15 protein-coding genes are annotated in these 18,518 nt (G+C 46.4%); all 15 read left to right on the top strand.

Annotated features, from left to right (window positions below):
* The first annotated feature begins 198 nt into the window (after positions 1-198).
* The gene (locus VN379_RS19820; protein ID WP_325537041.1) at positions 199-1,056 is read left to right on the top strand and encodes an ABC transporter permease; all 858 of its coding nucleotides are present in this window, start codon (positions 199-201) and stop codon (positions 1,054-1,056) included.
* A gap of 76 nt (positions 1,057-1,132) precedes the next feature.
* Complete coding sequence (locus VN379_RS19815) at positions 1,133-2,692, top strand: nitrogenase component 1 (RefSeq protein WP_325537039.1); 1,560 nt, start codon at positions 1,133-1,135, stop codon at positions 2,690-2,692.
* Complete coding sequence (locus VN379_RS19810) at positions 2,689-4,029, top strand: nitrogenase component 1 (RefSeq protein WP_325537037.1); 1,341 nt, start codon at positions 2,689-2,691, stop codon at positions 4,027-4,029. Before VN379_RS19815 ends, VN379_RS19810 begins: the two co-directional genes overlap by 4 nt.
* A gap of 35 nt (positions 4,030-4,064) precedes the next feature.
* A complete protein-coding gene (locus VN379_RS19805; protein WP_325537035.1) occupies positions 4,065-4,847 on the top strand; it encodes an ABC transporter permease in 783 nt (260 codons plus the stop codon).
* Between the two features lie 61 nt (positions 4,848-4,908).
* Complete coding sequence (locus VN379_RS19800) at positions 4,909-5,790, top strand: acyl-CoA dehydratase activase (RefSeq protein WP_325537033.1); 882 nt, start codon at positions 4,909-4,911, stop codon at positions 5,788-5,790.
* A 150-nt stretch (positions 5,791-5,940) separates the two neighbouring features.
* The gene (locus VN379_RS19795) at positions 5,941-6,966 is read left to right on the top strand and encodes an ABC transporter substrate-binding protein (protein WP_325537031.1); all 1,026 of its coding nucleotides are present in this window, start codon (positions 5,941-5,943) and stop codon (positions 6,964-6,966) included.
* Positions 6,967-7,004: 38 nt separating this feature from the next.
* Positions 7,005-8,213 carry a 2-hydroxyacyl-CoA dehydratase family protein gene (locus VN379_RS19790; RefSeq protein WP_325537029.1) on the top strand — a complete coding sequence of 403 codons (1,209 nt, stop codon included), beginning with the start codon at positions 7,005-7,007 and terminating at the stop codon, positions 8,211-8,213.
* 195 nt (positions 8,214-8,408) lie between these two features.
* The gene (locus VN379_RS19785; protein WP_325537027.1) at positions 8,409-10,454 is read left to right on the top strand and encodes a 2-hydroxyacyl-CoA dehydratase; all 2,046 of its coding nucleotides are present in this window, start codon (positions 8,409-8,411) and stop codon (positions 10,452-10,454) included.
* On the top strand, positions 10,423-11,628 hold the full coding sequence (locus VN379_RS19780) for a 2-hydroxyacyl-CoA dehydratase family protein (protein WP_325537025.1): 1,206 nt from the start codon (positions 10,423-10,425) through the stop codon (positions 11,626-11,628). Before VN379_RS19785 ends, VN379_RS19780 begins: the two co-directional genes overlap by 32 nt.
* A 43-nt stretch (positions 11,629-11,671) precedes the next feature.
* Positions 11,672-12,883, top strand: coding sequence for a 2-hydroxyacyl-CoA dehydratase family protein (locus VN379_RS19775; protein WP_325537023.1), 1,212 nt, complete (start codon positions 11,672-11,674; stop codon positions 12,881-12,883).
* A gap of 24 nt (positions 12,884-12,907) precedes the next feature.
* Entirely contained in the window at positions 12,908-13,777 is an 870-nt protein-coding gene (locus tag VN379_RS19770) for an acyl-CoA dehydratase activase (RefSeq protein WP_325537021.1), read from the top strand.
* A gap of 125 nt (positions 13,778-13,902) precedes the next feature.
* On the top strand, positions 13,903-15,114 hold the full coding sequence (locus VN379_RS19765; RefSeq protein ID WP_325537019.1) for a 2-hydroxyacyl-CoA dehydratase family protein: 1,212 nt from the start codon (positions 13,903-13,905) through the stop codon (positions 15,112-15,114).
* Between the two features lie 41 nt (positions 15,115-15,155).
* Positions 15,156-16,169 carry an ABC transporter substrate-binding protein gene (locus VN379_RS19760; RefSeq protein ID WP_325537017.1) on the top strand — a complete coding sequence of 338 codons (1,014 nt, stop codon included), beginning with the start codon at positions 15,156-15,158 and terminating at the stop codon, positions 16,167-16,169.
* 23 nt (positions 16,170-16,192) lie between these two features.
* Positions 16,193-17,212 (top strand): ABC transporter substrate-binding protein, encoded by a 1,020-nt coding sequence (locus VN379_RS19755; RefSeq protein WP_325537015.1) that lies wholly within the window; start codon positions 16,193-16,195, stop codon positions 17,210-17,212.
* 171 nt (positions 17,213-17,383) lie between these two features.
* Positions 17,384-18,400: an ABC transporter substrate-binding protein gene (locus VN379_RS19750; RefSeq protein ID WP_325537013.1), complete on the top strand. Its 1,017-nt coding sequence runs from the start codon at positions 17,384-17,386 to the stop codon at positions 18,398-18,400.
* Positions 18,401-18,518 lie beyond the last annotated feature (118 nt).

Below are 18,518 nucleotides of genomic sequence, written 5' to 3'. Positions count from 1 at the left end.
ATTTTAGGAAAGGAGATGGAGAATTAAGAGACGTGTGCAAAACTGTTTTACCGGTAATTACGGTATTAATAGAATAGCGGGAAATTGTATGGGTTGACCGGTAAATAAGCTGGAGACGCAAAGCGGGCGTTTCCGGCCTTTTTGTTTTTTCCGGTTTTTGATAAAAATTTAAAATCATTTTAAGGAGGTGCGGGTTGGATGATTGAACACGTAATTAATAATTTTCGCAGGGTTTATCAGAATAAGCAGGCGGCTGCCTCTAAACCCGGATGGTTAACTAACCTATCGTTTGCCCCGGTAGTAAACATACTGGAAAAAACGTTTGGTATTGTTCTTGTATTGCTGGTATGGGAGCTCGCGCCGCGATTGGAGTTAATTGATCCCTTTCTTCTGCCGCCATTTAGTGAGGTAATACAAAGCTTATTTAGAATGGTCGTTTCCGGAGAAATATTCAGGCATTTTTCAATCAGTATTAGCCGCTCATTTACGGGTTTCTTTGTTGGTATTGGGATTGCTATTCCACTGGGGATTTTTATGGGATGGTATAGCAAACTTGAAGAAGTGGTTGATCCCCTGGTGCAAGCCTGCCGGAATTCTTCTGTTTTAGCGTTGTACCCGGTTTTCCTCCTGTTTTTTGGATTAGGTGAGGCTTCGAAAATGGCGATCATCATCTGGGGTACCATTTGGCCATCACTGCTCAATACCATTTCCGGTGTAAAAAATACTGACCCACTATTGATAAAGGCTGCCCGTTCTATGGGTGTCTCAAGGCTGACATTGCTGTATAAGGTGATTGCACCTGCAGCGCTGCCTTCAATATTAACAGGTGTCAGGCTAAGTGCGGCCAGTTCTATTCTGGTGCTGGTGGCTGCCGAGATGATTGGCGCCAATGCCGGCCTGGGGTTTATGATCTTTTACTTTGAAGAACGGTATGCCGTACCGGAAATGTATGCCGGTATTATTACCATGTCGCTGCTTGGAGTCACCATTAATTATCTGCTTGTCGCATTAGAAAAACGCCTGACAGGCTGGAAAGAAAAGTTTGTTGGTGATTGAAAAAAGAAAGCTTGCGGCGCAGTCGGGTGGTGTGTTAACAACGCTCCACCGCTGTACATAACAGGAGGGTCAAAGGATGAGTTTATTAGAAGATAAAGTGGTGCCAGGGCGCGAGAGCAGGCTGGAGGCGTGCATCGCCTACGGCGGTACAGCCTGCGGCCTGAAGGGCGAGAATAGAGGGTGTCTGAAGGATCAGGAACGGGCTTTTTCTCAATCAGGGTTGTGTCAATTGCTGCCCACGATGGGTATGCTGCTGACTTTGCCGGATACGGCGGTGGTTGTTCATGGCGCTATCGGCTGTGCGGCCAATGGTGTCAGCACTGTTATCGGCATCCGGTTGCGAAATGTACAAAAAGGCAATACCAACGCCCAGGACGGGATCTGGGTGTCGACTAACTTAACCGAAAGCGATGTTGTTCATGGCGGCGAACAAAAACTGGAGAATGCCATCCTTGAAACCTATGAACGCTATTCACCCAAATCCATTGTGGTATTCCAGACCTGCACCCCTTCGATTATTGGTGATGATGTCGCCAGTGTAATCGACCGGGTGAGAGATAAACTGGATATTCCAGTGCTTGCCGCTTATTGCGAGGGCTTTAAAACCAAGGTGTGGGCAACAGGGTATGATGTGGCATTTCACGCCATTGTCCATGGTTTTATCGAAAGTGATAAGGAAGGACGGCCACCGCGGCGGAGCCCGGAAAACAAGCGTCAACGGCCATTAGTCAATGTGATCAATCTGGCCTCTGTTGGTAAGCCTGATGAGGACGAAATCACCCGTTTGCTTAATGCGATCGGTATTGATGTTACTATTGGCCCCAATTTCGCTACCCGGGAAGATATTCGCAATATGACTCAGGCCGATCTGACTATCAGTGTCTGTCCCACCCATGATGATTATTTCATCGATTATCTGTACAAAGAATATGGCGTGCCTTATGTCCTGAAAGATATGCCGATAGGTCTGGAAAATACCAGAACCTGGCTGCTTGATATTGCCGGTCATTTTGGCTTGGAAAAGCAAGCCGAAGCAGTTATTGCAGCTGAAGAAAAGAAGGTTTGGCAGGCGGTAGCCAAATATCAGCCTGCTTTGAATGGCAAGTCGGTATTCTTAAGTGCCGGTGAGTTCAGGGCCCTGGTGACTGGTGCATTGTTCCAGGAACTGGGCATGGAGGTTGTTGGGGTCCGCTCCTACCATCATGATCACTTTGGCAAAGACTACTATGAAAAGCTGGTGCAGAAGCAAAACGGTAAAAACTTTGCTGTCGATATCGCCAATTTTCAGCCATTTGAACTGACCAACCTTTTACAAAAGACTAAACCTGACTTGTTTATCGGTCACGTAACTGATAATATCTGGGCGGCTAAACTGGGGCTGCCTACAGTAACTATATTTAGAATCTTTGACAGCTATATTGGCTATCAGGGCTTCTATTCAGTAGCAAAAAAAGCGGCCAGGGTCCTTAGGAACTTCTCCTTCAACAGGAATCTGGCGAAAAACACACAAAATCCATACAAACCGGACTGGTATGAGCAAAACCCATTCACTTTTATTAAGGTTCTGGATGCTATTCAGGTTTCAGAGCAAAATCTGCTCATAAACCAGGATGCAAAAGGGGTGGCAGTACAATGAGCAGTAATTTTATTGAAAAACCGCGTTACCAATGTGCTTTAGGCGGTGCGCTGGTAACCATCAATGCAATTAACCGGGCTGTCGCGATTGTACACTCAGCTCCCGGCTGCGCCTCGGCCGCTGACGGCGCGGCGAAATCAGGCAGCGGGTATTGGGGAACCAGCTATTGCAACGGGCGGGCTACGCCAAGCACCAACATCCTGGAAAAAGAGGTAATCTTCGGTGGTGAAAGCCGTTTGGCCGAGCAGATCGACAGCACGCTGGCGATTATTGATGCAGATCTGTATGCTGTGATAACCGGCTGCATGACAGATATCATCGGGGATGATGTTCAGTCGATCGCCGGACGCTTCCAGGCTGAGGGAAAGCCGCTGGTAGTTGCTGAAACAGGCGGATTTAAAGGTAATTCAGCCAGTGGCTATGATTTGATTCTGGCGGCATTGATCGACCAGGTGGTGGAAAAGGGGCTTGCTAAGGTTGCCAATCAGATTAACCTGTTAGGTGTTATACCCACCCAGGATGTATTCTGGCGAGGCAATCTGCTGGAATTGAAACGGATACTGGAAGATTTGGGATTACAGGTGAACACCTTTTTCAGCCCGTTTGATAAGCTGTCATCGTTGAAAACCTCTTCGCAGGCTGCCTTAAATGTTGTATTGTCTGATGTGCACGGCTTGGGCGCAGCTCAGGCATTTGAAGAAATTCATGGAATACCGTTTGTTAATATTCCGTTACCGATTGGCCCTACTGCGACCCAGGCGTTTTTAGCAGAGCTTGCCAGGCATATTGCGATAGAGCCAAGCGTCCTGGCAGCAGTGGTACAACGGGAAACCGAATGGTATTACGCCTATGTAGAGCATGTCGCGGAGTTATACAATGATCTTGATTTGCAGCGCTTTGCTATTGTTGTAGGTGACGCCAATTACAGTTATGCCCTTACCCGGTTTATTGCCGACGATTTTGGCTGGATTCCGTACCTTGTTGCGGTAACCGACATCCTGGATGATACCGGTAAGGCTAAGGTAACAGCACGGTTTAATTCCTTGCCGGTAGAACTGCGGCCTAAGCTGATTTTCGAAACAGATACCAGCCGGATTGCCACCTCGTTGCAGGAAGAACTGGCAAAAGAACCGGATGAGTACGGTTCACCTATCAGTCCTGCTTTTGTACTTGGCAGCACCTGGGACCGGCCGCTGGCCCATGAATTTAAAGCCGGATTTCTTAGTGTAACCTATCCGGTAAGCAACCGGGTAGTAACCGATCAGGCGTATGCCGGTTATCGCGGGGGTTTACGTTTGGCTACTGATATTTTAAGTACCTTAATTAGCAACAGATAGACAGGATATTCCTTTTATATAAGGGTGGTGAGATCATGTTAAATACCTATTGGCAAACAGGCTGGAAATTTTTAAAAAGATTCATTGCAATCGGGTTAGTTATAACTACATGGGAAATCCTCCCGTCAGTGGGCTTCATTGACTCCCGTAGCTTACCTCCCTTTAGTGACGTTATCCAAAGTTTGCTTAGCCTGATATTTTCTGGTGAATTGTTTAAGCATGCACTGGCAAGCTTTCACCGCACATTGTTGGGTTTTTTTATCGCTGTTGGGATTGCTATTCCGCTGGGAATTTTCATGGGGTGGTTTAAGCGCCTGGAAAAAATAGTAGATCCGCTGATGCAGATCTGCCGGAATACAGCAACATTGGCACTATATCCGGTATTTATCCTGGTCTTTGGGCTGGGAGAACTGTCCAAAATCGGCATTATCTTCTGGGGGTCCATCTGGCCGATTCTGATTAATACCATTGAGGGTGTCAAGACGGTTGACCCGCTGCTGGTCAAAGCAGCACGGTCGATGGCGATGTCCCGGTTAGGCTTATTTGCTCACGTTATATTACCGGCTGCCGTACCGTCCATTCTTACCGGGCTCAGGATTAGTGCCACCCGCTCAATTATTATTCTGGTAGCTGCTGAAATGCTCGGTGCCAGCGCGGGGTTAGGTTTCTTGATCTTTGATGCCCAGCATAAATATCAGGTCGAAAAAATGTACGCAGGTATTATGATATTGATTATGCTGGGGATGTCGGTAAACTATCTGATTGTTAAGCTGGAGCAGTACCTTACCCGCTGGAAAGGGACAACAGGTGCTGCCTGATAAGACGCCAAATGCGATGCTTAGCCAAGGAAATGGTTAGCAAAACGAAGGAGTGACCAGGATGAAAAAAATAGTGGATGTTGTTGATAAAAAACTGGCCGGGACGATTACCAATGATACGGTCATTGGTATCGACATAGGTTCGAGGACTGGGAAGGCTGTATTGTTAACTGAAGGTAAGCTATATACTGCGATTACGCCCACTGCTGTTTTTACACAGCAGACTGCCGATAAACTGTTTGATAAACTGCTACAACAGACCGGTTTGAAACAATCAGATATTCAGTATATTGTTGGTACCGGCTATGGCCGGATATCGCTGAACTTTGGCGATATTCCCAATAAAATTGTTACCGAAATCTCCTGCCATGCCATGGGGGCCCATGTACTTAATGCCAATGTGCGCTCAATTGTTGACATTGGCGGACAAGACTCCAAGGCAATCCGGGTAGACCCTAAAAACGGTAAAGTGGTCGAATTCATTATGAACGACAAATGTGCAGCCGGTACCGGGCGTTTTCTGGAAAAAGTGGCGCAACTGCTGGATTTGACTACTGAAGAGCTAGGCCAGGAAGCACTTAGTGCTACAAAACCATCAGATATCAGCAGTCAATGCGTGGTATTTGCCGAATCAGAGGTGATCTCGCTAAAAGCGAAAGGGGAAAAACGGGCAGATATTGCCGCTGGTATTCATATTGCGACTGCGCGCCGTATCCGTAACCTGTTTAACCGGATCGGCCTGGAGCCGGATCTGGTATTTACCGGCGGGGTAGCAAACAATGCCGGCATGAAAAAGGCTGTGGAAGAGGTACTAGGCCATGCAATCAGTGAGGTTAAGCTAGATACCATCTATGCGGGGGCTTTAGGCGGAGCCGTCATTGCGCAGCGCAACCTCGCAGCTAGCAGCGCTGAGAAGGCCGGATTATCGGCTTCCGCCAGTTAGCGAAACCAGGATAGGTTTTGCATTAATAATACAAATAGCCGGTCAGCAACCTAACTGAAGGCTAGGGGTTTTTACTCCTGATGGCCTCTATGCAAGCAGCATTGATTTACTCTTCTAGACACCAAATATTAATAATATGGAGGCTGTGTAATGAAAACTATACTTAGAAGCCGCTGGCAAACAACGGTTTTTACTCTAATTATGATTTCGATTTTATCCTTGTTGGTATTCGGATGCTCCAAGAACCAGGAACCCCAAAAGACCGCCAGTGAAGGCTCTGCCAAACCGCTGGATATAATCCGGATTCCTTCTCCCGGCGATGTAACCCGGCCTGATATCTATATGGTTGCTGACGAATTAGGCTATTTTGCTGAGGAAGGTATCAAACTGGAATATGTGGGAGTGGTACCGTCACCACAGCTAGTTGCTTCCGTGGTGGCCGGGAAAATCGATGTCGGAGCCGCACATATCAACAGAACGATTGCCGGTATTTCCGCAGGAGCCAAGATCAAAGCAGTGGTAGCCGGCACCGAAACCACTAAAGAAATACCACATATGGTCTATGTAACGCTGGATAACAGTCCGGTGAAAAGTGCCAGGGATATGGTTGGTAAGAAGGTAGGCATTCCCACGATTGGCGGCTGCAATGAATACACACCCTACGCCTATCTCAAGAAAAACGGCATAGAGTCGCCTAAAGGCAAGATCGAGGTTATTGTCATGCCGGAAGCAAACCTTGAGCAAGCCTTGCGGCAAGGCGATATTGATGTGGCTGGGTTTCACAAAAACCCTAACTTCTTAGTAGCACGCGGTGGTATAAAAGTATTGTTCACCGACTATGATGTTTTCGGGACAATCGGTGGCGGGACTCCCTTCTATTTCTCGGAAAAATTCATTAAGGAAAAGCCTGATGTCGTAAAACGCTTTGTTAAGGCTATAGCTAAGGCCAATGACTGGGCTGACGCCAATCAGCAACAGGCTATCGATATTACTGTTAAGAGGGCAAATGTTGATCCTAAGCTGCTGCGAACCGGCTATTTTGCCCCTAAGGGGATCATTCAGCCGGAAACAGCAACAATGTGGATTGATTTGCTCAAAGAATTTGGGGAAATAAAAAATGACGTGAAACCAGAACAGATTTTTACCAACGAATTTAATCCTAACGCCAAGATATAGTAAAATGAGCGGCACTTTAGAAAGCGAGGAAAACTATTATGGACATTGAGGATATTCAGAGCCCACGGGATTACCTGATATATAGTAAAACTAAGGTACATCCCTATTCACCGGCGATCGGCAAATTACTAGACCTATCCACATCTTATGTTTATGATGCTGAGAAAGCATATGCAGAAGGTAAAAGTAATGCCGTTTGGTCGCGGGCTACCGGTTGGGAGATACCGCTGGCCTATGCTTCAGATATTATCCCGGTGGCCTATAGCGAGATGGGACGCTTGAGTGACCTGGAATCAGTTACTATTGCTGAAGACTACTACCAGTTCCCCCAGGAGACCTGCTCAATGGTTAAGTGCACGGTTGGTCAATGGCATAAACGCCGTGGCTCCGGCATCAGGCGGATTATTGGCGCCAGTGTAGCCTGCGAACCCTATAATCTGGCCTGGGAACTGATGAAAAAAGAGGGTTATGATGTTCATGCCATCGATGTTGTCTATCGGGCTCCTGGCGTTAAAGGCGAGCGACTGGAACAGTTAGTACAGTTCTTAATCGAACAAATTTATGAAACGGCAGAGTGGTTGACTGGCAGCAGAGAGATTAATGAAGATAAGCTGAAGACCGAGATTCAGCGGAAAAACCGCTTAATTGTCAAGGTCCGGAGAGTGCTGGAATTACGTATTAAAAACCCCTATTATATGCGCAGCCTGCCTTCAATTTATTTACTAACCGGTTTAAATACCTATTTTGGTAAACCGGCAGAGTATGAAGCTGTTTTGGATGAGCTGATCACAGAACTGGAAACAGCAACTGTAAATAAAGGCGATTTGGCCAAAGTCATTCCGCTGGTATGGGTAGGCAGCGCCGGTCAGGAATTTGGCATTTATGAAGCCATTGATCAGGCCGGCGGTGCACTGCTCGGTTTCCGCGGTTATCCCTTTAATAACTATGACGAAACATTGCCGCCAGTGGAGGCATTAGCCCGCCATGTCCTGGGCAATCAGGAAGCCGGAGCTTCCATTTATGTACAAAAAGTTATTGAGCAGGAACTGAAAAAGGTTAAAGCCAGGGGGCTTGTGCTGTATGGTTATCTTGGCTGCTCTTACGGCAGCGTGGCGCGGGAGATGTGGCGGGATTATTTCCATAAAAAGGGTTTTCCCAGCATCAATCTGGAGGGTACCTTCCAGGTTGGTCCCCCCACCGGGCAGATTCTGACACGAATCAGGGCTTTTGTTGAAATGCTGGCCTAGTACCGTGTCAGCCCTAATCCAGTGAATACTGACGGTCTATTTTCCGCAACCCTTCGTTGTCGTCAGTCAGCATACGTCCGGTATGCCTCCCTCCTCCGCCTTGGTTTGCGAAAAATATCCTCGCCATTATTCTACCGTTTTAGAGCTGACACGGTACTACCACAAAAATTTAATTGAACAAAGGGAGAGAGAACTATGAAAATAGCAGAAATCATTGACCAAAGCCTTATTTCAAACATCACCGGTGCAACCGTAGTGGGGATTGATATTGGTTCAAGAACAGGAAAAGCGGTACTGTTTACCGGGGATGAGCTGTACACTGTCCAAACTCCTACCGGTATTGATATGCAGGAAACCTCGGATGAATTATTGGCCGAACTCTTAGAACAGTCTGGTCTGAAACGGTCGGATGTTACCTATATTGTCGGTACCGGTTATGGCCGGGTAGCCATGAGTTTTAATGAAATTCCCCACCAGATTGTAACCGAGATCTCCTGCCATGCGATGGGCGCACACTATCTGAATGCGGGAATTCAGACCATCATTGATATTGGCGGCCAGGATTCAAAAGGCATTAAAGTCGACCCGGAGACCGGCCGGGTAGTAGAATTTGTTATGAACGACAAATGTGCGGCCGGCACCGGCCGTTTCCTGGAAAAGGTAGCGCAACTGCTGGATCTGGATCTGAGCGAGCTGGGAAAAGTAGCGCTGGACGCTACTAAACCTTCAGAAATCAGCAGCCAGTGCGTGGTGTTTGCCGAATCAGAAGTCATCTCACTGCGGGCCAGAGGTGCAACCCAGGAAGACATTGCCGCCGGCATTCATCTGGCTACAGCCCGGCGGGTACGCAACCTGTTAAGCCGGATTGGACTTGAACCCGGTTTAGCCTTCTCTGGTGGTGTTTCGAACAATATCGGTATGAAAAAAGCCATTGAAGACTTGCTTGAACACCCCATCAGTGAATTTAAATTGGATGCCATCTACGCCGGTGCGTTAGGCGCTGCTGTACACGCGCTAAACTATCAGGCAACAGGCGTTCGCGGTGAGCAGGCGGCAGAAAACGGCTTCAGCCTGGATCTGACTGACCTGGAAAGCCGGATTGTTAAGCAACAGGAAACCATTATCGCCGCAGACGACGGGAAAAAGAGTGTCGGCTATTTGTGCACATATACCCCGCTGGAACTGATCAATGCCGCTGGTGTCAATCAACTGCGGCTGTTTAAAATGGGCAATACCGAAGTCGTTGCCAGCGGTGAACAAATCACCCAGAGTGTATTCTGCGATTTTACCAAGAGTATTCTGGGAGCCTTCAAGGAAGGTGACCCTTTATATAAAGCACTTGATAAAGTCTATACCTTCTATACCTGCGACTGCATTAAAAAAGTCGGGGAGGCAATCGGTGACTTTTTCTCCCCCACCGACATTTATACCCTGCCCCGCCTGCGGGAGAAAGAGTCCTCACGGAATTACTACCGGACAGAGATATTAAACTTCAAAGAAGACCTGGAAAGGCTGTCGGGAAATACCGTAAGTGAAGAAGCCGTACGGGAACAAATCAAAATCTATAATAAGGTACGGGGCGTATTAAAGAAGATCTCCGATTTGCGCAAACGGGAGAATCCGCCCATCAAAGGCAAAGACTTCCTGGATCTCATCAAAGGCTACTATTACCTGCCACCGGCAGAATTGCTGATTTTGTACCAGCAAATCTATGATACTCTGGCTGCAGTGCCAGATCAGGGCCGCAAACCGATCCGGCTGATGATGGCCGGCGGCATTGTAGCAGATGGTGACCGGAGATTACTGGAGCTGATTGAGGATACAGTGGGCGCGCGGGTAGTTATCGAGGATCACTGCACCGGTTCCCGCAATGTCAGCTTCCAGATCAGCGAAGAAGGAGACCCCTATCAGGCGCTTGCTGAAGGTTATCTGGACCAATCGCCGTGCACCCGGATGAAACCACTGCAAGAGCGGATTACCATCTCCGGCGATCTGGCACAGGAATACCAGGTTGATGGAATATTGTACGTGTACCTGAAGTTCTGCCCGTGCTACGGACAGATTAAGCACGAATTCTTTAGGCATTACCAAAAAATTGGCATACCGGTGTTAGAGGTGCCTATCGATTACTCTGCCAGCGACCAGGGACAGCTCAAAACCAGGCTGGAAGCCTTTATTGAGGTGCTGGGCGAAAGAGGGGGCATTGTTGATGCTGATCGAGGAAGTTCAAAATCAGCGTGATTACCTGATTTACAGCAAAGAAGTTCATGGTTATTCCCCGGCGGTTGGCAGGTTACTGGATCTTTCGGCGTCATATATTTATGACGCCGAAAAGGCCTACAATGCCGGGAAAAATGCTATTTGGTGCCGGGCCAGTGCATGGGAGGTTCCCTTATTATATTCCCTGGATATTATTCCTGCTGTTTTTAGCGAAATGGGCCGGCTTAGCGACCGGGAAGCCATGTTGATAGCCGAAGATTATTACCAGTTTCCGGTAGAAACCTGCTCGATGGTGAAATGCACTGTAGGTCAATGGCACAAACGCCGCGGGACTAGTATTAACCGTATCCTGGGAACCAGCTCGGCCTGCGAGCCTTACAATATGGCTTACGAGATTATGAAAACCCAGGGCTATGATGTCTATTGCATTGAGAGTATTTACCGGGCACCAGGCGTGGATGGTAACAGACTGGCGCAGCTAAAAGAGTTCTTTATCGAACAAATCTACGGTGTGACTGAATGGCTGACAGGCAACCGGGTTATTGATGCAGGAAAACTGAAGGTTGAAATACTGCGCAAAAACCGGTTAATTGATAAAATCAAGAGAATCCTGGACCTGCGAATTCAGAACCCTTTTTATATCCGTAGTTTGCCAACAATTCTGCTGCTTAATATCGGCTTATCCACTTATTTTGGCAAACCGGCAGAGTTCGAGGAAACCGTTGATTTATTGATCAATGAACTGGAAACAGCCCCGGTGAGTCCGGAAGATTTGCAACGGGTTATTCCTTTAGTCTGGGGTTATGGAACAGGCCAGGAATTTGGGGTTTATGATGCGATAGATCAGGCTGGTGGTGCCCTGTTAGGGTTGCGGGGCGTACCTTTAAAAAAATACCGGGAAGACGTTCCGCCAATAGAGGCATTGGTTCACTACATCTATGATAATCATGCCGCCGGTGCGGGAACTTATATGCGGGAGCTTATTGAACAACAGATTGATAAAATAAATGCGCGTGGCTTGCTGCTGTATGGCTATATTGGGTGTTCATTTTCCAGTGTTGACAAAGAGTTATTCCGGGAACATTTTCATCATAAAGGGATTCCCAGTATTAGCCTGGAGGGTTCATATCAGGTTGGACCGCCTACCGGCCAGGTGTTAACCCGGATAAAAGCCTTTATTGAAATGTTGTCTTAAGAATATATATTGGCATGTATTGAGCAAATTGAGGAGGGTGTTTGTGGAAATAGAGGATATTCAAAGTCAGCGTGATTATGTTGATTATTGCAAAAAGGTTCACAGCTATTCCCCGGCAATCAACAAAATACTGGACCTCTCCGAAGCCTATGTTCCAGATGCTGAAAAAGCTTACAAAGAAGGCAGGAAAAAAGCCGTTTGGAGTAATGCCTATGGCTGGGAGGTGCCGGTAATCTATGCGTGCGATACCATCCCGGTGGCCTTTAGTGAGATGGGGCGTTTAAGTGACCGGGATGTTATGCTGATTGCTGAAGACTACTACCAGTTTCCGGCAGAAACCTGCTCGATGGTGAAATGTACGGTGGGGCAGTGGCATTTGCGCCGCAACACCAGTACTATCAACCGTATTCTCGGTAACAGCTCGGCCTGCGAGCCGTACAATCTGGCCTGGGAGATTATGAAGCGGGAAGGGTATGACGTATATAATAACGATGTGGTGTACCGCGGGCCTACTGTAGAAGGCAAGCGTTTGGAAGAGTTAATTAAGTTTTTTGTTACGCAGATTCATGATGTAGCAGAGTGGCTTACCGGTAACCGGGAAATTGATGAAGATAAGCTGCGGGTTGAGATCCAGCGAAAAAACCGATTGCTGACCAAGCTGCGGACTGTTTTGGAATTAAGGCGTAAGCATCCGTTTTATGTACGCAGTTTAGCGACAATTTTAATGCTGAATATTGGTTTAAACAATTATTTCGGCAAACCGGAAGAATACGAGGCAGCTATTGATTTACTGATTGAAGAACTGGAGAATGCGCCAATTAATGAAGCTGATCTAAAGAAGGTTATCCCCTTGGTCTGGGCAGGTGGAACCGGCCAGGAATTTGGAATCTATGAAGCTATCGACCAGGCTGGTGGCGCCCTGTTGGGGTTGCGCAGTGTTCCCTTTAAGCTGTACCGGGAGGATGTTCCGCCGATTGAATCGTTAGCCAGATGGGTCTATGACAATGCCGGTGCCGGTGCCGGTGTGTATGCGCGTAATGTACTGGAGCATGAAGTTGATAGGCTAAATGCCCGCGGTTTGATCCTGTATGGTTATATCGGCTGCTCTTTCGCCAGCGTTGACCGGGAGATGTGGCGCAAATATTTCCATGAAAAAGGGATACCGAGCATCAATCTGGAAGGATCGTTTCAGACTGGCGCACCAAGTGGCCAGGTATTAACCCGGGTTAAAGCGTTTGTAGAGATGCTTGCTTAACAGGCAATAGAAGGGGTGGACAATATGAAGATAACAGAAGTACTTGATAAAAAGGTCGGTTCTACCATAACCAACGACCGGGTAATCGGTATTGATATTGGCTCGCGAACCGGCAAAGCTGTTCTTTTAGCTGATGGTAAATTATTCACCGCGATTACGCCTACGGCTGTGTTTACTCAACAGACTGCAGATAAGCTGTTTGGACAGCTGTTAAAGCAGTCCGGACTGCAGAATTCAGATATTGCTTATATTGTGGGTACCGGTTATGGGCGTGTTTCTCTGAATTTTAGCGATATTACGCACAAGATTGTCACCGAAATTTCCTGCCATGCCATGGGGGCTCATGCCCTGAATGCAAAAGTCCGTTCCATCGTAGATATTGGCGGCCAGGACTCCAAAGCCATTCGGGTAGATCCGAAAAATGGCAAAGTGGTAGAATTCATTATGAATGACAAATGTGCCGCCGGTACCGGGCGGTTCTTGGAGAAAGTAGCCGGCCTATTAGATTTGACTACCGAAGAACTGGGCAATGAAGCATTAAAAGCAACAAAACCTTCAGATATTAGCAGCCAATGCGTGGTATTTGCGGAGTCGGAGGTTATTTCGCTGAAAGCAAAAGGCGAAAAACGGGCTGATATAGCAGCTGGCATTCATATTGCAACTGCCCGCCGCGTAAAAAATCTATTTAACCGGATTGGCTTAGAGGCCGATCTGGTATTCTCCGGCGGGGTTTCTAATAATAGTGGCATGAAAAAAGCATTAGAAGAGGTATTGGGACATCCTTTCAGTGAGGTTAAATTAGATGCTATTTATGCCGGCGCCTTAGGTGCAGCGGTAATTGCGCAAAAGAGTGTTGTTGCCGAACGGGTGGAAAAAGCAGAGGCATCTGCATAATCTAAATGAAGTGCAAATGAATAAATTAATTTAAACATAGGGTTGACTGGAGAAAAACTAGAGACGCGATGAGTGTCTTTAGTTTTGTTTTTTTTAGAAATAAGTCTGGAAGAGGGGACCGATTAATGGATATAGAGGAAGTTTATAGTCAGCGGGATTATATTGAACACTGCAAGAAGGTTCACAGTTACTCAAAGGCAATTAATAAGATATTAGATCTTTCCGAATCTTATATTCCAGATATCGAACAAGCTTATAAGGAAGGAAAAAAGGATGCGGTTTGGAGCAATGCGGCCGGTTGGCAAGTACCGTTGATTTATTCTTTTGGTGTTGTACCCGTATCCTATAGTGAGATGGGGCGTTTAAGCGATAAGGAGGCCATGCAGATCGCCGAAGACTATTACCAGTTCCCGGTGGAAACCTGCTCAATGGTCAAATGTACGGTAGGTCAGTGGCACCGGCGTCGTAATACCAGTACGATAAAAAGGATTATCGGTAATAGCTCGGCCTGCGAGCCCTACAATCTGGCCTGGGAGATTATGAAACGCGAAGGCTATGATGTATACAATAATGATGTTGTTTACCGTGGTCCTGCCGTAGAGGGTAAGCGGTTAGAAGAGTTAGTTAAATTTTTTGTTGAGCAGATTTATGATATTGCCGAATGGCTTACCGGCAAGAGACAGATTGATGAAGATAAGCTCAGGGTGGAGATTCAGCGCAAAAATCGTCTGCTGACTAAACTAAGAACAGTTCTTGAATTAAGGCAAAAACGCCCATTTTATGTACGCAGCTTAGCGACGATTGTGATGCTGAATATCGGCCTAAATAACTATTTCGGTAAACCGGAAGAATACGAGGCGGCTATTGATTTACTGATCGAGGAACTGAAAAATCAGCCGGTTAATGAAGCCGATTTAAAGAATGTTATCCCCTTGGTCTGGGCGGGGGGAACAGGCCAGGAATTTGGAATCTATGAAGCCATCGACCAGGCTGGCGGTGCTTTGCTCGGGTTACGCAGCGTCCCCTTTAAACTGTACCGGGAAGACATTCCACCGGTAGAATCACTGGCGAGGTGGGTCTATGATAATGCGGGTGCCGGCGCTGGTGTGTACGCCCGGAATGTACTTGAGCATGAAGTTGATAAGCTGAGCGCCCGCGGTATTATCCTGTATGGTTATATTGGTTGTTCCTTTGCAAGTGTTGACAGGGAGATGTGGCGCAAGTATTTCCATGAGAAGGGAATCCCGAGCATCAACCTGGAGGGGTCATTCCAGACCGGAGCGCCCAGTGGCCAGGTGCTTACCAGGGTAAAAGCCTTTGTGGAGATGCTTGCTTAAATAGCTGGTGTTACTTAATTTCATTGAAAAGGCGGGGTTATGTGAAAAGCAGCAACAGTATTAAACATATAACAAGTGCTACAGTTTTAACGTTATTATTAATGTTTGTGATTGGCTGCACTAATCATCAGCCGCAAAAGACTGCCGCTGAAAGTCAGGGGAAACAACCGGATATTATTAGGGTCGCCACCCCTGTCGAAACAACTAGCCCATCTATATTTTATATTGGTGAAGATCTAGGCTTTTTTGCTGAAGAGGGGATTAAACTGGAATATGTTGGCGTTGTTCCCTCCACGCAATTGGTTGCTTCAGTTGTTGCAGGAAAAATCGATGTTGGCGGTGCTCATGTTAATCGGACTATTGCCGGCATTTCCGCTGGTGCAAAAATCAAGGCTGTGGCAGCGGCCAGTGAAACAACTCTGGATATGCCTCATATGACATATGTCACTTTAGATACTAGTCCAATCAGAAATGCCCAGGATATGGTAGGTAAAAAAATAGGCCTGCGTACAGTAGGTGGGTGTAATGAGTATACTCCATATGCATATCTGAGAAAGGCCGGCATAACTGACCCTAAAAATAAAATTCAGATTATTACAATGCCGGATTCACAATTGGAGCAGGCCTTGCGTCAAGGTGATATTGACATAGCCGGGCTGCACCAGACCCCGGATTTTATTGCAGAGCGTCAGGGCCTAAAAGTATTGTTTACTGATTATGATGTTTGGGGTACTATCGGTGGGGCAACGCCGTTGTACTTTTCTACAAAGTTTATCTCCGAGAAACCTGATATTGTTAAACGTTTTACCAACGCAGTGGGCAAAACAAACAACTGGATAAATACAAATCCGCAAAAGGCGGTCGAGATTACTGCCAAACGGGCAAACAGGGATGTTACATTGGTGAAGAAAGGCTATTATGCTCCCGGTGCCGTCATTAAGGAAGAAACAGTGACAGTATGGATTGAGTTGTTAAAAGAGTTTGGTGAAATAAAAGGGGATATAAAACCAGAACAGATTTATACCAATGAATTTAATTCCAGTGCCCGTAAATAAAATTTGATATTGTTGAGGATGTGATGAGTTTGAAAGATAAGCTCAGGGGTAAACTAATAATAATCGTGGCAGTGCTAGTTGTTTTACTGCTGGTGAATGCAGGGTGCTCAAAGGGCCAACCAACCACAGCTACTAATGACAGCTCAACAAAAAAACTTGATACTGTCAGGGTAGCTACTCCTAGCGCACCTACAAGCCCTTCGATTTACTATGTAGGGGATGAACTCGGCTTTTTTGCAGAACAGGGAATAAAAATTGAATATGCCGGTGTTGTTCCGTCTACCCAACTGGTGGCCTCGGTTGTGGCGGGGAAGCTTGATGTGGGCGGTGCCCATATCAATAGGACTATTGCCGGAATTTCCGCCGGTGCCAAAATCAAGGCAGTGTCGGCAAATACCGAGACGAGTCAGGACATACCGCATATGGTAGGCGTGATTACAAAAAGCAGCTCGATCAAAAGCGCACAGGACATGGTTGGCAAAAAAATAGGGATACCCTTGATTGGTGGCTGCAATGAATACACCCCCTATGCCTATATGAAAAAAAATGGGATAGATGATCCTAAAAGCAAGGTACAGGTCATCGTTATGCCCGAACCACAGCTGGATCAGGCTTTGCGCCAAGGCGATATTGACCTGGCTATGATGCATAAAACCACTGATTTCATTAAAGAACGCGGTGAATTCCAGGTTATTTTCAGCGATTACGATATATGGGGAACCATTGGCGGGGCGACACCGGCGTATTTTTCCGAGAAATTTATTCAGGAGAAGCCGGATGTAGTCAAACGTTTTGTGACAGCAGTCGCAAAAACAAACAACTGGGCCAACGCCAATCCGGAGAAAGCCCTTGAAATTACTGCTAAACGAGCCAATGTTGATCCTAAGACCATTAAACCTGGTCATTACGCTAAAGATGCGGTGATTTTGGAAGATACAGTTACTGTTTGGATTAATTTGCTTACCGACTTTAATGAAATAAAAGGCGGTATCAAACCGGAGCAAATCTATACTAATCAATTTAATCCCAATGAAAAGAAATAGATTGCTATTGAAAAAGTAGAGGAACAAATTTACATAATCAGTATTGCGATATAAGCAGCTGCTGATCAGCCGTTACGCTGAAGGCTAAGAGTGGATAACCACTCTTAGCCTTTTTTAGTGGTAAGACTTCCTTAAAGTGGCGGTAAAATTATTTAGATGGAGGTGGATCGTGTGAAAGAACTGCTCAAACTAAGGATATTGATCATAGTTATTTTGATTCCGCTAACTTTACTATTTGTAATTGGTTGTGGCAATGGTGTTCACAAGCAGAGTGGCGATGGAGCTGCTGCCGGGAAAAAATATGATGAAATCAAGGTGCCCACCCCTCCTGATCCTACCTCAACGGTACTCTATTGGGTTGGTGAGGAGTTGGGATTTTTTGAAGAGCAAGGCATAAAGCTGAATTACGCGGGGCTTGTGCCAAGTGGACAGTTAGTTGCTTCTGTTGTTGCCGGAAAAATCGATGTGGGTGGTGCCCATGTCAACCGGACAATCGCCGGAATTTCGGCTGGTGCAAAAATAAAGGCTGTTGTCGCCCAGTCGGAAACTACCGAAGAAATCCCGCACCATACCTATATAACCCGGAAAAATAGCCCGATAAAAGGACCGCAGGACCTTGTCGGTAAAAAAGTAGGTATAACTGCCTATGGTGGCTGCAATGAATATATACCCTATGGCTATATGCGTACAGGCGGGATCAAAGACCCTCGCGGCAAAATTGACATAATCATCATGCCTGAGACAATGATGGAACAGGCTTTACGCCAGGGTGATGTTGATGTTGCCGGATTTAACAGGCTTCCTGCCGATCTCAGGGTCAACCCGGAATTTGATTATCTGTTCAGTGATTATGAGCCTTGGGGTACCGTGGCCGGTGCGACACCTTTGTATTTTACGGAAAAGTTTATTAAGGAAAAACCGGATGTGGTAAAACGCTTTGTTACCGCTATGGCTAAAACCATTAACTGGCAGAATGACCACAAACAAGAGGCGGCTGAACTTACTGCCAAACGGGCTAATATTGATCCCTCTAAAGTAAAAATACGTTACTTTGCCCCTGATGGAATCATGACAGATGAAACTGTTCAGGTATGGATCGATTTGTTAACAGAGTTTGGGGAGATTAAGCCTGGTATCAAACCAGGGCAAATTTATACCAATGAATTTAATCCCTATTATAAACAGTAATTGCAAGCCATGCTGGTCATAGACAAAAAAAGATGCTGATAAATAATCTTTACAATACAGGTGATATACTTTATAATACTATCATAGAAATAAGCACAAAATTACATTACCGTTATTC

The organism is Sporomusa sp. (genome assembly GCF_035561255.1).
GTDB lineage: Bacteria > Bacillota > Negativicutes > Sporomusales > Sporomusaceae > Sporomusa.
This window is presented reverse-complemented; position numbering and strand designations above follow the sequence as displayed.